11 protein-coding genes are annotated in these 14,878 nt (G+C 67.3%); 8 read left to right on the top strand and 3 right to left on the bottom strand.

Translation table 11 applies throughout. The features are described from left to right. Nucleotides 1-58: 58 nt before the first annotated feature. Both HTA01S_RS14865 and HTA01S_RS14860 read right to left on the bottom strand, forming a co-directional pair. Nucleotides 59-700: a DUF2239 family protein gene (locus tag HTA01S_RS14865; protein WP_068173199.1), complete on the bottom strand. Its 642-nt coding sequence runs from the start codon at nt 698-700 to the stop codon at nt 59-61. A gap of 64 nt (nt 701-764) precedes the next feature. Further along, nucleotides 765-2,249 (bottom strand): potassium/proton antiporter, encoded by a 1,485-nt coding sequence (locus tag HTA01S_RS14860; protein WP_068173196.1) that lies wholly within the window; start codon nt 2,247-2,249, stop codon nt 765-767. A 110-nt stretch (nt 2,250-2,359) separates the two neighbouring features. Here HTA01S_RS14860 and HTA01S_RS14855 point away from each other — a divergent pair, with 110 nt between their 5' ends. The 5 genes from HTA01S_RS14855 (at nt 2,360) to HTA01S_RS24755 (ending at nt 5,758) form a co-directional block, all read left to right on the top strand. Further along, nucleotides 2,360-2,782 (top strand): MAPEG family protein, encoded by a 423-nt coding sequence (locus tag HTA01S_RS14855; RefSeq protein ID WP_068173194.1) that lies wholly within the window; start codon nt 2,360-2,362, stop codon nt 2,780-2,782. Further along, entirely contained in the window at nt 2,779-3,312 is a 534-nt protein-coding gene (locus HTA01S_RS14850; protein WP_068173192.1) for a GNAT family N-acetyltransferase, read from the top strand. The genes HTA01S_RS14855 and HTA01S_RS14850 overlap by 4 nt, the downstream gene beginning before the upstream one ends. A 77-nt stretch (nt 3,313-3,389) precedes the next feature. After that, nucleotides 3,390-3,665: a type II toxin-antitoxin system Phd/YefM family antitoxin gene (locus HTA01S_RS14845; RefSeq protein WP_068173189.1), complete on the top strand. Its 276-nt coding sequence runs from the start codon at nt 3,390-3,392 to the stop codon at nt 3,663-3,665. 5 nt (nt 3,666-3,670) lie between these two features. Continuing rightward, complete coding sequence (locus HTA01S_RS14840; protein ID WP_068173186.1) at nt 3,671-3,991, top strand: type II toxin-antitoxin system RelE/ParE family toxin; 321 nt, start codon at nt 3,671-3,673, stop codon at nt 3,989-3,991. A gap of 45 nt (nt 3,992-4,036) precedes the next feature. Further along, nucleotides 4,037-5,758: a GIY-YIG nuclease family protein gene (locus HTA01S_RS24755; protein ID WP_084236127.1), complete on the top strand. Its 1,722-nt coding sequence runs from the start codon at nt 4,037-4,039 to the stop codon at nt 5,756-5,758. Between the two features lie 78 nt (nt 5,759-5,836). Here the strand turns inward: HTA01S_RS24755 and HTA01S_RS14830 are convergent, their stop codons facing one another. Continuing rightward, on the bottom strand, nt 5,837-7,024 hold the full coding sequence (locus tag HTA01S_RS14830) for an acyl-CoA dehydrogenase (RefSeq protein WP_068173181.1): 1,188 nt from the start codon (nt 7,022-7,024) through the stop codon (nt 5,837-5,839). 108 nt (nt 7,025-7,132) lie between these two features. On the opposite strand from HTA01S_RS14830, the gene HTA01S_RS14825 reads away from it, so the two are divergent. From HTA01S_RS14825 to HTA01S_RS14815, 3 genes are all read left to right on the top strand, one after another. Beyond that, nucleotides 7,133-8,029: a LysR family transcriptional regulator gene (locus HTA01S_RS14825; protein WP_068173177.1), complete on the top strand. Its 897-nt coding sequence runs from the start codon at nt 7,133-7,135 to the stop codon at nt 8,027-8,029. Nucleotides 8,030-8,194: 165 nt separating this feature from the next. After that, nucleotides 8,195-12,967, top strand: coding sequence for a DUF4347 domain-containing protein (locus HTA01S_RS14820; protein ID WP_157572119.1), 4,773 nt, complete (start codon nt 8,195-8,197; stop codon nt 12,965-12,967). A gap of 20 nt (nt 12,968-12,987) precedes the next feature. Then, nucleotides 12,988-14,859, top strand: a complete 1,872-nt coding sequence (locus HTA01S_RS14815) for a TolC family protein (RefSeq protein WP_245638097.1) — start codon at nt 12,988-12,990, stop codon at nt 14,857-14,859. Nucleotides 14,860-14,878: the final 19 nt, after the last annotated feature.

Below are 14,878 nucleotides of genomic sequence, written 5' to 3'. Positions count from 1 at the left end.
GACTGACTGGTCAGTAATGTAGTGGGTCGCCCCATGGATGTCAACGCGGCCCGCGGATTCAAGCGGTCTGTTGCGCCGCGTCCGGCAGCGGGGCGAGGGCGCGCCGCGCCAGCGTGAGCAGGTGATCGCGCACGTCGGCGGGCCAGGAGGCCACGAGGTGCTCCAGCCGCACCAGCTCGCCCGCAAACAGCGCCCGGCTGGCTTCCTCGAAGCCGGGCAGGCTGCTGGCCAGGACCGACATGAAACGGTATGCAGCCTCGGTGGCCTCGCGCGCCTGGTCGCGCTCGCGGCTCTCGCGCATGGCCCGTTGCACCAGCTTGCGCAGCGCCACCGAGGCGCCCCCGGGCTGGCTGGCCAGCCAGTCCCAGTGGCGCGGCAACAGCGTCACCTCGCGGGCGGTCACGCCCAGCTTGGGGCGCCCCGGCCCACGCTGGGGCTCGGCCGGTGGGTCCATCGGTTCGGCCGGTTCGGCGGGCAGGCTGTCCAGCAGGGTGGCCAGGGGGGCACGCAGGTTCAGTTCGATGCGCTGGCTGCTGCGGTCGTCGAACACCAGCGGCTGCAGGGTGGGCGTGCGCCCGGCCAGGGCGTGGAGCGTGGCCGCCACGTCGTGGGGGGCGCCATGGGCGAGGCGGGTGTGGCCGTCAAAGGCGATCCAGGCCGTGGGGGCCGGTGCGGGGATGGGGAATTCGGGCGTGAGCATGCCGAATTATTACCCGGGTACAAATGGTTTGTCAATTAAACCCGGGTAATATTCCGATGAACGGTCACCCCAATTTGATGCCCACCTGCGCGATCTGGGCGCCATCCATCAGGCGCACGCTCAGTTCGGCCGCGCCGAGCATCGCGCTGTCGCCCGCCACCGGAGGGCGGTTGAGCTCGTCGTTCAGCCACTGGCCCAGGGTCTGCGCGGGCTCGGCGGGCACGGGCAGGCCATAGAACGCGCACAACTGGTCCATGGGGGTGCCCGCGTCGATCACGAAGTCGCCGTACACCAGCCGGGCCTGCGCCGCGTCCGTCGGGTCGGGCAGGGTCACGCCCAGACGGGTCGCGCTCCAGGCGATGGTCGAGCCCTGCAGCAGCAGCGAGGTGAGCACCACCACAAAGGCCACGTTGAAAAAGATCGGCGCATCGGGCGCGCCCGCCATCAGCGGGAACACCGCCAGCACGATCGGCACCGCGCCGCGCAGGCCCACCCAGGAAATGAAGGTCATCTCGCGCACGTTGAAACGCAGCGGCGCCAGGCAGAGCCAGACCGACAGCGGTCGGGCCACCAGCATCAGCACCAGCGACACGCCCAGCGCCGGCCACAGCGTGCGCAGCAGCGCGGACGGCGTGACCAGCAGGCCCAGCAGCAGGAACATGCCCGCCTGCGACAGCCAGGCGTAGCCGTCCATGGCCGAGAGCACCGCACGCACCTGGCGCCGCGCCCGATTGCCGGTGATCACGCCCATGGCGTACACCGCCAGGAAGCCCGAGCCGCCAAGCCAGGTGGTGGCGCCGAACACCGCCAGCCCGCCCGACACCACCAGCAGCGCGCGGATGCCCCCGCTGCCGTAGGTGCCACGGCCCAGGCGCTGGAGCAGCTCGGCCAGGGCGAAACCGCTGCACAGCCCCAGGGCGGCGCCCCAGCCAAACTGCTGCAGCAGCGTGCGCAGCACCTCCACCGCGTCCAGCCCGCCGGCCTGACCGGGGGCCGCCGCCGCGGCCAGTGCCACACCAATGAACGTGAGCGTGAGGTAGACCGCCATCGGGTCGTTCATGCCGGACTCGATCTCCAGCGTGGCGGCCACGCGCTCGTTGAGCCGCACGCCGGACGACTTAAGCAGCGAAAACACGGCGGCCGCGTCGGTGGAGCCGACGATGGCGCCCACCAGCAGCGCCAGCGGCCAGCTCAGGTCCAGCAGCCAGTGCGCCGCTGCCCCGGTGATGGCGGTGCACACCACCACGCCCAGCGTGGCCAGCAGCAGCGAAGGCTTCAAACCGGTGCGAAACGTGGTGAAGTCGGTGCGCAGCCCGCCGTCGAGCAGGATCACCGCCAGCGCCACGTTGCCCACCCAGAAGGCCAGGCGGAAGTCGTCGAACACCAGCCCGCCCGGGCCGTCCTCACCCGCCAGCGTGCCCACCAGCAGGAACACCAGCAGAAAGGAAAACCCCTTGCGCGTGGACAACACACCGGCCAGCACGCTGATGAACACCAGCGACGCAGCCACCATCAAGGGCAGGGCAAGGAAATCGAGCGAAAGAGCCATGTCCGCCAAGCTAACAGAATGTGTGCCAGCGTTGGGCCTGGCGGATACATTTCGTCAGGCTGCATGGTTGCCGTGGCAGGTCGCCCACGCCATCAGCCGGGAGCCGTTCCATGACCGTCACACTGCAAGCCCTTCTCGGATTCATCGCCTGGACCCTGTGCCTGCTGGTGCTCATGGAGGGCATCCGCTCCTGGCTCGTGCTCTCGGGTGCCGTGCCCGCCAACGGCTTCAACCCGGAGAACTCGAACCTCTCGCCCTTCATGCAGCGCCTGGCCCGGGCGCACGCGAACTGCCTCGAAGGTCTGCCCATCTTCGGCGGGCTCATGCTGATCGCCACGGTCGCGGACCGCTCCGCCGTCACCGACCCGCTGGCCTGGGCGTTGCTCGCGGCTCGGGTCGTCCAGTCCCTCATCCACCTCGCCTCGACCTCACCCGCCGCCGTGACGGCCCGGTTCACCGCCTTCGGTGTGCAGATGGGGATTGCCGTGTACTGGGTGTTCAGGCTGGCGCTTCCCCTTCTCGACCCGACATGACCACCACCCCACTTCAACTCACGCGCTGGCAGGCGCTCACCAGCGAACAGCAGCAATCCGTGCTGGCCCTGCACATTTCACAGGAGCAGATCGAATTCGCCGGAACGATGGCGCAGGCCGTCGCGGTGGGCGAGGGCGCTAGCCCTGACGACGTGGCCGGCCTGGCCGTGCTTCAAGCCGGTGCGCCGGTGGGGTTCGTGGTGCTCTGCCGGGGCTCCCGGCTGCCGGAGTGGGCGCCAGCCGGCGCCGTCGCCCTCAGGGCCATGCGCATCGACAGCCGCGAACAGGGCAAAGGCCACGGCCGGCGCGCGCTGGCCCTGGTGGAGGCCTGGCTGGCGGAACACTGGCCGACCTGCTCACTGCTCGCGCTCTGCGTGGACGATCACAACCTGGCCGCCCGACGCGCCTACGAAGCGGCGGGGTTCACCGAGTACATGGAGCCCAAGCTTGGGCGCATCGGGCTGGTGCGGTATCTGGCCAAGCCTTTGGCGGTGGCTGCGCGCCATTCCAGCAACGTCCGCGCGGGATGAACGGTGTTCTGGCCACCGGCGAAAACTTGACTGGGACCAAATACGGGGATAGATTCAGTCCACCCCAAGGAGGCGCCATGCAAGCCCGCGAACACATCCGATCCATCTCCTACCTCAAGAGCCACGCCGCCCAGATCTCTGAAGAGGTGGCCGCCACCGGCGCTCCGTTCATCATCACCCAGAACGGTGAAGCCGCCATGGTGATCGAGGGCGTGCAGCAGTACCAGGAAAAGGAAGACCTGATCGCCCTGCTCAAGCTGCTGGCCCTGGGGGAAAAAGACCGGCAGGCCGGCCTAGGGCTCTCGGTGGAGGAGTCCCGCGCACAGTTGGCACAACGGCGCCAGCAGCGCTGAACGCCATGGCCATCGTCATCCTGCCGGACGCGCAGGCCGACCTGCTCGATCTGCAGGACTACATGCTGGAACGCTGGACGCCCGAGCTCTGGATCGCCGCTGAACAAGACATCTTTGACCAGCTCGCGCAGGTGGACACGGGTTTCATCACCGGCCCGGTGATTCCCTTGCTCGCCAGCGTGGGCATGACGGACTACCGAACCATCCTGAGTTCGCACCACCGCATCCTGTACCGGCAAATCGACGGCAATACCTATGTGTACGCAGTGGCCGGGCAGACGCAGGATTTTCAGACGCTGCTGCTCAAACGATTGTTTAAGCGATGAGCGTGGGCAAAGGCAAGACCCCCAACGCTCACACGTTCCAACTACATGCCAAAGAAGCGCTCTCAGTTAGAAGTGATCGCGGATTTCAAACGCGTTCACGGTGACCGCTATGACTACAGCCAGGTCCGTTACCGGGGAGCGAAGGAAAAAATCGAAATAGTCTGTCGTGCACACGGCCCGTTCGAACTCCAGCCTAGTCACCACATAAATGGCGTGGGTTGTAGACACTGCTACTTCGAGAGCAATCGAAAAGGTCTGACGCATTTCCTTGAGCGATGCACTGCGGCGCACAGTTCGCGGTTCGACTACAGCCTGGTATCGGAGACGGTCAAAACCACAGACAAGGTGTCCATCCGATGCAAGGTTCACGACCACTGGTTTGACCAGAGCGCTTCTGCCCATATGAACGGCCACGTTGGCTGCCCGAAGTGCCTGTCGAACAAGTTGTCTGGCCCTGCCGCCCTCAGGGGTGAGTTCAAGGCCGAGGAACATACACAGAATCATTTTGTGGCGCGCGCAATCGCCGTACATGGCAACGCCTACATCTACGACCGATTCAAGTACCAAGGCATGGCCCGAAAGGGGGAGTTCATCTGCCCAAGGCACGGCAGCTTTCATCAGACGCCGAGCAACCATTTGCGAGGTACTGGTTGTCCTCATTGCGCGAAAGAGAATCAACATCTCGATTCGTTAAAGGCCGAGTGTTTCCGGAAAGGCATCGACTACTGGAACGCTCTCAAACGCCGTGAAGCCGGCATGAGCGCCGAACTAGTGCTGTCGGGAGTATCCCTGCGATCCGAACGTCGAACAAACCCAGTCACTGTTCACGGGTTGATCTACCCCAACATGGAAGCCGCCGTCCGCAAATTGAAACCCGTTGCTTCCAGCCACACTCTAGCGCGTTGGATTGCTTCGGGGATGACGCCCGAGGACGCATTTGTCCGTGTACCGAACCCGGGCTATGCAAACGGCACTATCTATGTGGTTGAGCATGTGCCAACCGGTCGCCGGTATGTAGGCCTGACCGTTGTCTCTCACATCAAGCGATGGAGGCAGCACATTGAGCAAGCCCGGGCGCGACACATCAAGAGCCTCGAATCCCTGCATGCTGCGATACGCACACACGGCGAAGCCGAGTTCAGTGTGAGGGTTGTTGATACGGGTACCACCAAGCTGGACCTGGAAAGCAAGGAGCGACATTGGATTGTCCGGCTCGAAACTCTCGTTCCCAAAGGCTTCAACATCTCTCCCGGTGGCGGTAGCGGAGGAGCCATGGGGCGCGAAACCGTTGTGGATGGTCTCAAGTTCACGACCATTCGTGAAGCGGCGAATCATGTTGCCAACACAAGGGGGATCTCGTTCGAGGCTGCCAAAGGTCGCCTGCGGTCTGGGCGTCTGGATGTCACAGCCCCATCCAAGCCAGGGCATGCTGTCAGCAGGACACCTGCGTATAAAGCTTGGAGCCGCATCGTCCATTGCGTGACCAACCCCAACAGCAAGGACTTCGTTCCAGGGGTCGCGCTGCACCCGGGCTGGGCAGACTTTCACAAGTTTCTCAAAGACGTGGGGCAGCCGTCCGAAAAGGGTCAGGTGCTCGCTCGCCTCGACAAGGGTAAAGGGTTCACATCTGACAACTGTGTGTGGATGGGCAAATCAGAAGCGTCTCAGCGTAACGCCGCCCAGATGAAACAAGCCGGCACACTTGTCGGGCGCGGCAAGAAATCCAACTTAATGGGTGGACAGAAACGCCCTTCAAGAGCCAGCTGACTTTGTTATGCCGCATCCGGTCGCCTAACAAGAAGGGCTGCCACTGGCAGCCCTTCTTGTTGCTGATTGCGAACCCGATCAATTCGCAAACGCCGCAATCCCCGTGATCGCCCGCCCCAGGATCAGCGCATGCACATCGTGAGTGCCCTCATAGGTGTTCACCACCTCCAGGTTCACCAGATGGCGGGCCACGCCGAATTCATCGCTGATGCCGTTGCCGCCCATCATGTCGCGCGCCATGCGGGCGATGTCGAGCGCCTTGCCGCAGCTGTTGCGCTTGAGGATGCTGGTGATTTCCACGGCGGCCGTGCCTTCGTCCTTCATGTGGCCCAGGCGCAGGCAGCCCTGCAGGCCCAGGCTGATCTCGGTCAGCATGTCGGCCAGTTTTTTCTGGATCAGCTGGTTGGCGGCGAGCGGGCGGCCGAACTGCTGGCGGTCCAGCACGTATTGGCGGGCGCGGAAGTAGCAGTCTTCGGCCGCGCCGAGCGCGCCCCAGGCGATGCCGTAGCGCGCGCTGTTCAGGCAGGTGAACGGGCCTTTGAGGCCGCGCACATCCGGGAAGGCGTTTTCTTCGGGGCAGAACACTTCGTCGAGCACGATCTCGCCGGTGATGCTGGCGCGCAGGCCGACCTTGCTGTGGATCGCCGGGGCGCTCAGGCCTTTCCAGCCTTTTTCGAGGATGAAGCCGCGGATCTGGCCGCCGTCGTCCTTGGCCCAGACCACGAACACGTCGGCGATCGGGCTGTTGGTGATCCACATCTTGGCGCCGGAGAGGCTGTAGCCGCCGTCCACCTTCTTGGCGCGGGTGACCATGCTGCCGGGGTCGCTGCCGTGGTTGGGTTCGGTCAGGCCAAAGCAGCCGATCCACTCGCCGGTGGCGAGCTTGGGCAGGTATTTCTGCTTCTGGGCTTCGGTGCCGAACTCGTTGATCGGCACCATGACCAGCGAGCTTTGCACGCTCATCATGCTGCGGTAGCCGGAGTCCACGCGCTCCACTTCGCGCGCCACCAGGCCGTAGCAGACGTAGTTCAGGCCGGCGCCGCCGTACTGCTCGGGAATGGTGGGGCCGAGCAGGCCCAGCTCGCCCATCTCGCGGAAGATGGCCACGTCGGTCTTCTCGTGGCGGAAGGCTTCGGTGACGCGGGGCAGCAGTTTTTCCTGACAGTAGGCGCGGGCCGCGTCCTGCACCTGGCGCTCGTCGTCGGTGAGTTGAGCGGACAGGTGGAACGGGTCTTCCCAGTTGAAGGTGTTTTTGGGGCTGGCCATGGGGTGTCTCCGGGGCGGGTTGGAAGAGGGGGTTGAGGCCGATTGTCGGCGCCGCATGAATAGCTGTCTAATATTGATTGCCGATTGATCAATACGTATTGCATATTTATGGAATTCCGCCACCTGCGCTGTTTCACCGTGCTCGCCGAAGAGTTGCACTTTGGCCGCGCGGCCCAGCGGCTGGCCATGACGCAGCCGCCGCTGTCGATGAACATCCAGCAGCTCGAAGCCTCGGTGGGGGCGCGCCTGTTCGAGCGCAACAGCCGCGGCGTGGCGCTCACGGCGGCCGGGCTGGCGTTTCTGCCGCGCGCGCAGGCCCTGCTGGAGCAGGCGGCGCTGGCGGCGCGCGAGGCGCGCGACGTGGGGCAGGGGCTCGCCGGGCAGTTGCAGATCGGCTTTGCCGGCACCGTGCTCTACCGCGGCCTGCCACAGGTGCTGCGCGACTTTGCCGCCGCGCACCCCCGGCTGCGGCTGGCACTGCGCGAACTCAGCAGCAGCGAGCAACTGGTGGAGCTGGTGCACGACAGGCTGGACCTGGGTTTCGTGCACACCACGCGCGTGCCGGCGGGGTTTTCGCAGATCCTGGTGTCCAGTCAGCCGTTCATGGCCTGCCTGCCGGCGGGGCACCCGCTCGCGGGCGAAGCGGTGCTGCCGCTGGAGCGCTTGAAGGGCGAGGCTTTCGCCATCGTGATGCGCGCCGTCTCGCCCGATTACCACGACCGCATCCTCGCCGCCTGTGCGGACGCGGGCTTCGAGCCTTCTTTGGCGTTTGAGCTGCGGCACTGGCTGAGCGTGGTGTCGGTCATCGCGCAGGGGCTGGGCGTGGGCCTGGTGCCGGCGGCGCTGCAGCAGGCCGGCCTGCCGGGGGTGGTGTTTCGCCCGCTGGCCCGCCCGCTGCTGCCCTACGACACCCACTGCCTCTCCAAAGACGGGGGGCACCACCCCGCGCTGCTGGCTTTTCTGGACATGGTGCGACGCAGTTCGGCCGCGCTCTCCGGTGGCTGAGGTGCGCTGGAATTTTGTAAGCAAAAACAAGGAGTTGGGTGTGTTTTAGCGGTCTTATGGATGGATCGGGTGCGCTGGCCGGGGGCATCATGCTGAGAGGGAAACTGCGCTGGCGCACCCCATGGTCTGCATGGGGCGGTTTGGAGCCGACGCAAGGCCACACGCATGGATCAGACACGCAAGACACGAGGGTTGGAAGACTTGGGCAGCGGCGGCGCCGTGCCCGGGGTCGGTGTTGCCCGCGCGGTCGCGGCCAACGCATCGCCCACCCCGCGGCGCACGCCGCCCAGAGCTGTGAGCACAGCATGGGTGCTGGAGCCCCGCATTGTTTTTGACGGGGCCCTCGCCCCCACCGTGATCGAGCAGGAGCCGGCCTCGGTCGAGGCGCCCGAGCCGGTGGAGGTGGCCGAGCCGGAATCGCCGGCGCCGGAACCCGCGCCCGCTCCGAACGACACTGAAGACGAACCGCCGGTACCGGCGGTCGCGGTGTCCGATGACGACACCAGGTCGGACACCGGCACCGATGTCGATACCGAAGCAGGCGCCGAAACCGGGGTTGGGGCAGAGCCCGAAAGCGACGCCAGCGTCGCCACCACCGAAACCGACACCCAGCAGCCGGTCGAGTCCCCCGCGCCGTCCAGCGAAACCACCGACACCGCCACCGACAGTGCATCGACCGACACCCCCGAGCGCCAGGAGCTGGTGTTCGTGGACGCCCGGGTGCCCGACCCTGCCGCCTTCACCGCGCCCGGGCGCGAGGTGATCGTGTTGAACCTGGACGAGGACGGCATCGACCAGATCGCCAACGCGCTGGACGGTCGCACCGGTATCGACGCCATCCACATCGTGAGCCACGGCGACAGCGGCAGCCTGTCCCTGGGCAGCGGGGCTGTGACCGTGGATTCCATGGAGGCGCTGCACCGCGACGACCTGCTGATCATCGGGCAGGCCCTGTCGCCCGAGGGTGACATCCTCATCTACGCCTGCGACTACGCTGCGGGCGCCGAAGGCCAGCAGGCCCTGTCTCTGTGGGCCGACCTCAGCGGTGCGGACGTCGCCGCCTCGACCGACGCCACCGGCCACACCGAGCTGGGCGGCGACTGGACGCTGGAGGCGCAGCTGGGCACGGTGGACACCGCCGAGCTGGCGCCCCAGAACTGGCTGCACGCGCTGGACCTGACGCTCACGCCCGTGGGCACGGTGGGCGCCGTGGGGCTGGCGGAAACCATTCTGGGCAATGGCGTGAGCATCGTGTCGGCCACCTACAGCGGCGGCGCGGACCAGGCGGGCACCTTCACCACAGGGTCGGGCGCCAGTTTCGATCCGTTTGCCCTGGGCTTCAATTCCGGCGTGGTGTTCACCACCTCGGACAACATCGACAGCGTGGCCGGCCCCAACGACGACGACTTCTACAGCGTGGACGCGCCCGATGGCGTGGACGGCGACCCGACCTTCGACGCCATGTCGAACGGCCTGGGCTCGTTCGACGCCTCGTTCCTGGACGTGGTGTTCGTGCCGGACGTGCCGCCGGGCGCCAGCGCCGGGGACACCGGCCAGATGACACTGGAGATCGTCTTCGGCTCGGAGGACTACAACGACTACGTGTACTCGACCTTCGGCGACGCCGTGCTCGTCAACGTCAACGGTGTGAACCAGGCCCTGGTGCCCAACGGGCTGCCGGTCGGCATCGACACCATCAACGACGCGGGCAACGTCAACCCGACCAGCATGGAATCGGATGTGGCCAACGACCCCAACCCCGAACACACCTCCACCAGCTACGAAAGCGCCAACCCCTCGCTGTTCGTGGACAACTCGGGCGGCGTGCTCAACACGCAGATGAATGGCTTCACCGTCACCATCCCGCTGACCTTCAGCGTGGTGTACGGACAGGCGAACACCCTGCGCATCGGCATCGCGGACATTGGGGATGTGCACTTCGACTCTTGGCTGTTCGTGCGCGCGGACTCGGGGCAGACCGAGGTGATCGCGCAGAGCGACACGGTGACCACGGCGGCCAACCTGCCGATCACGGTGGACCTGACCGCCAACGACACCGACCTCTCGGGCGGCACGCTGACCATCACGGAAATCGGGGAGCTGCCGATGAGCTCAGGCTACATCGCCATACTGCCCTCGGGGATCACAGTGACGCTGGAAGCGAACGGGCAGGTCACCATCATGGGCGATGGCGTCACCGCCATGACCGACACCTTCACCTACCGGGTCACCAACCCAGACGGCGAAACCGCGCTGGGCTCGGTGAACGTGACCATCCTGCCGGTCAACGCCGACCCACCGGTGGCTATTGACGACGCCTTCACGGTGGGGCCGACCAGCACCGTGCTGGACGTGCTGGCCAACGACAGCGATGCCGGCGACGGCGTGCTGAACCTGACCCGCATCAACGGTGCTGACGTGGTGGTGGAGACGCCGGTGACCCTGCCCTCGGGCAGCACCGTCACCTTCCATGCCGACGGCATGCTGTCCTACGACGCCGCGCCCGGCGTGCCGGAGGCCGAGACTTTCACCTACACCGTGTCGGACGGGCAGGGCGGAAACACCACCGCCACGGTGAGCATTCACCTCGACAGCGACGGGGACGGCGTGACCAACACGCAGGACATCGACGACGACGGCGACGGCATGCTGGACACCACCGAATACCAGAGCGCCGAGGTATCGATGATGATTCCCACGGTGGCCCTGGCGGACCAGTTGGAGGCCGGGTCGGGTTTCGCGCCCCTGGAGCCCGCCGGGCCCGGTACGCTGCCCGGTGGCGGCGTCACCGTGACGGTGCTGAGTGGCGACACCGCCGGCGATCAGTGGCGGCTCTGGGAGCCGACGCAGCCCACCGCCGACGTGGAGCTGTATGGGCAGTCGCTCACCTTGCCATCGCTGTATCTGGATTTGATCGGTGACTTTCCCCGCACGATCGAGATCGACTTTGGCACCTCGGCCGAAGCACTGGGCTCGGGCGGTTACGTCTACCGCTACGTCATCGGCCTGGCGGGGCAGGGCGGTGGTAGCGAGACCTCGACCGTCACGTCGAGCGAAACCCTGGTGGTGCTGGACAACGCCGATGTGTTCAACACCGGCCTCTATGCGCTGCTCGATGGTGTGGAGTCCACCACGCCGGGCCAGAGCGGGACGGTGATCACCTCCAACCCCGGGGGCTTCAGCGGCTACACCTTCTTTGAGATCAGCCCCGAGGCCGCAGCCCTGCAACTGACCTACGCAGGCTACGACCCGCAGGGCCTGGTCTTTGGCGTGGTGGCGATTCCCATTGGCGGCGCGCTGGACCTGGACAGCGACGACGACGGCGTGACCGACAACGTGGAGGCGCAGACCACCGCCGGCTACGTGGCGCCCTCGGGCACCGACAGCGACGGCAATGGCCTGGACGACGCGTACGAGAGCAGCCCCGGCGCCGGTGAAGGCCTGACGCCGGTGGACACCGACAGCGATGGCGCGGTCGACGTCCTGGATGCCGACAGCGACAACGACGGCCTGCAGGACGTGGCCGAGCGCGGCGATGGCCAGCCGGTCTCGGTCACCGGCACCACCGACAGCGATGGCGACGGCCTGCTGGACATCTTCGAGGGCAGCGATGCGCTCGACGGCTTCGACGCCAACGATGAGAACCGGACGGCCGACACGCTGAACCTGGGCGGCGTGCCGGGCCTGCTGCCCGACGGGTCGAACGCGGTCCCTCTGGTGACCGATCTGGACTTCCGCGATGTGAACGACGCGCCGGTGGCCGCCGACGATGCGTTCGTGGTGGCCGAGGACGCGGCGCCCGCTGTGTTGGGCAACGTGCTGGGCAACGACAGCGATGTGGACGGCGACACGCTGGCCACGGTGGTGCAGACGAACACACCCGGCAGTGCGGGTGGCCTGTTCAGCATCGACGCCACGGGCCAGGTCAGCTTCGACCCCAACGGGGCCTTCGACGACCTGGAGGCGGGCGAGAGCCGCACCACCAGTTTCAGTTACACCGTCAGCGACGGGCAGGGTGGCACGGCCACGGCCACCGTGACCGTCACGGTGAACGGGGTCGCCGATGATCCCGAACCTCCGCCACCCCCACCCCCACCCCCACCGCCTCCGCCGGAACCGGAACCACCCACGGACGGCTCCGACCCGGGGGCACCCACGCGCCCCACCGTGCCCGATGCGCCCACGCCGTCCGCTGCTCAGGTGTTGGCTTCGCCCATTGCCGGCGCAGCCCCGGGCGCGTCGGCCCCTGCGGCACCGGGTGCCGTGTGGACGTTCTCACCGGCCGAGCCGCCCCTGACCTACACCATCGGCGCGCTGACCCAGGCCTACCCGGGGGAACTGGGCATGGCCTCGGCGGGGGCCGGGCTTGGCCTCGACCTGGCCCACGCCGAATTCGCCGGGCAGTGGCCTGAGGGGCTGTTGCTGGGCTCCACGCGGGACAACCCGATGGACCATCTGGGCGCACCCGGCGACTCGGTGTCTTCGTCCCTGTATGTGCAACGCGCGGTGCGCCACCAGCCGGTGATGGACGATCACGGCCTGTTCGTGCAGCGCGCCGTGCGGGCCTCGCAACTGGAGTCGGCCCTGCGGCAGGCCGTCGCCGATGCGGGCCGCTGGGCGTCGCTGAACCCATCGGCGCCGCTCGGCCCCTGGCCCCTCGCGCCGCAGGCCGAGGCGGGCGCGGGCGAGCCGGCGGACGCGCAGACCCGCTCCGGGCGGCCCGAAGCGGGCGGCCCGCCGGAAGTGCCAGATGCCCCAGCGGCCAGCCCCACGGCCGGCGAGGCGCGTGCGGATGGCGCACCGGCCCCCGAGCCGCCCGAAGACCGGGCACCGGTCAAGGCCGCACCCGGTTTCAGGAACCAGCTGGAAGCCAGCGCGCGCGGGAATGGCCAGCGGCCGCTGACCCGGGCCACCGTCCGGCACGGCCTCACCCCTTGATGCGAAGAGGAATGCACACCATGAACACCCCATCCCTGACCCGTGCCCCCGGGCCGCGGATCGCGCTGGCCCTGGCCTGCGCGGCGCTGCTGGCCGGCTGCACCGTGGCCCCCAAGGCCCTGACCCAGGACGAGGTGCGCGAGCGCGTCTTGCAAGACACCGCCAGGATGTACAGCGGCCAGGCCCCCATCACCGCCGCCATCACCATGGAAGAAGCGGTGGCCCGCGCCCTCAAATACAACCTGGACTACCGCCTCAAGAAGATGGAGTCCGCGCTGGCCCAGGGTCTGGCCAACCACACCCGTTACGACATGCTGCCGCAACTGGTGGCCAGTGCGGGCTACAACGAGCGCAGCAACGACTCGGGCGGCACCAGCATCGGTCTGCTGGACGGTGCGGCGTCGAGCAACCCGACCCGTTCGGACGAACGCCGCCACCACACGCGCGGCATCGAATTCAGCTGGAACGCGCTGGACTTCGGCGTCTCGTACTACCGCGCGCGCCAGCAGGGCGACCAGTTCCTGATCTCCGAAGAGCGCCGCCGCAAAGTCGTGCAGAACATGCTGCAGGACGTGCGGGCCGCCTACTGGCGCGCCCTGGGCGCGCAGCGTCTCAACGCCCAGGCGGACGAGGTGCTGCAGAAAGCCTCGCTGGCGCTGGCCCGCTCGCGTGAGGCCGAGACGCAGAAGATCATTCCGCCCGGCGTGGCCCTGGCCTACCAGCGCGCCCTGCTCGACGCCACCGTGCTGCTCAACCAGCGCCGCCAGGACCTGGAGTTCGCCAAACGCGAACTCGCCGCCCTGATGAACGTGCCCCCCGGCGTGGACTTCCAGGTCGCCGAGGCCGACGAGGTGGCCTTGCCCGCGGCGCCCAAAGACGTCACCCAGCTCGAAGACATGGCGCTGTTGCAGCGCCCGGAGCTGCGCGAGGAAGACCTGCGCCGGCGCATCACCGCCGACGAGGCGCGCAAGCAGATGCTGGCCCTGTTGCCCGGCATCAGTTTCAGCTACGGGCGCCAGTTCGACTCCAACCGCTTTCTGTACAACAACAGCTGGAGCGAAGGCGGCCTGAGCCTGGCCTGGAACCTGATGCGGCTGGTGTCGGTCCCGGCGATGAAGAACGCCCAGGCCTACCAGGCGCAGACTGACGAGGCCCGCCGCATGGCCTTGTCCATGGCCATCCTCACGCAGGCCCGCGTGAGCGCCGAGCGCTACCGTATGGCGCTGGAAGATTTCAAGCTGGCCGACCAGGCCGCGCAGGTGGACACGCGCCTGGCCGCGTTCACGCGCGCCTCGGTCTCGGCCCGGCTGGAGAGCGAACTCGAAGCGATCCGCACCCAGGCCCGCGCCGTGCTGGGCGCCTACCAGCGCGCCAACGCCTACGCCAACGCGCACATCGCCTTCGGGCGCCTGTACAACACCCTGGGCTTCGACCCGATCGCCGACGACTTCGAGGGCAACGACCTGCCCCAACTGACCGAGCGGGTGCGGGCCCATCTGCGGGCCACGCAGGAAAACGCCTTCGTGATGTCGTCCAACCTCTTCGGGCCAGCCCCGCACAGCGTGGGCCTGGCGGTCACGGGCGATGTGGCACCGGGCGATGTCACGCCGCTGACCACCCTGACCGCCGACTTCCTGCAGCGCCAGGACATGGGCCACAACGGGAGCGAGCCCGCCACGCTCACACTGGACCTGCAGCGCCAGCAGGCCGGCGACCTGGAGAAGGCGACCTGGACCCTGTCCTTGAGCAATGCCCAGGGCGAGGTGCTGCGCCGTTCGCGCTTCGACACCACGGTGCCGCGCGAGGCGCGCGCCGGCATCCATCAAAAGACCCTGCTCGCGGCGCTGACGGCCCATCTGGGCACATTGCGCGAGTGGCTGCACGCCGAGTGAGCCCGCAGCGGGCGCCATC

Source organism: Hydrogenophaga taeniospiralis CCUG 15921 (assembly GCF_001592305.1).
GTDB classification, from domain to species: Bacteria; Pseudomonadota; Gammaproteobacteria; order Burkholderiales; family Burkholderiaceae_C; genus Hydrogenophaga; species Hydrogenophaga taeniospiralis.
This window is presented reverse-complemented; position numbering and strand designations above follow the sequence as displayed.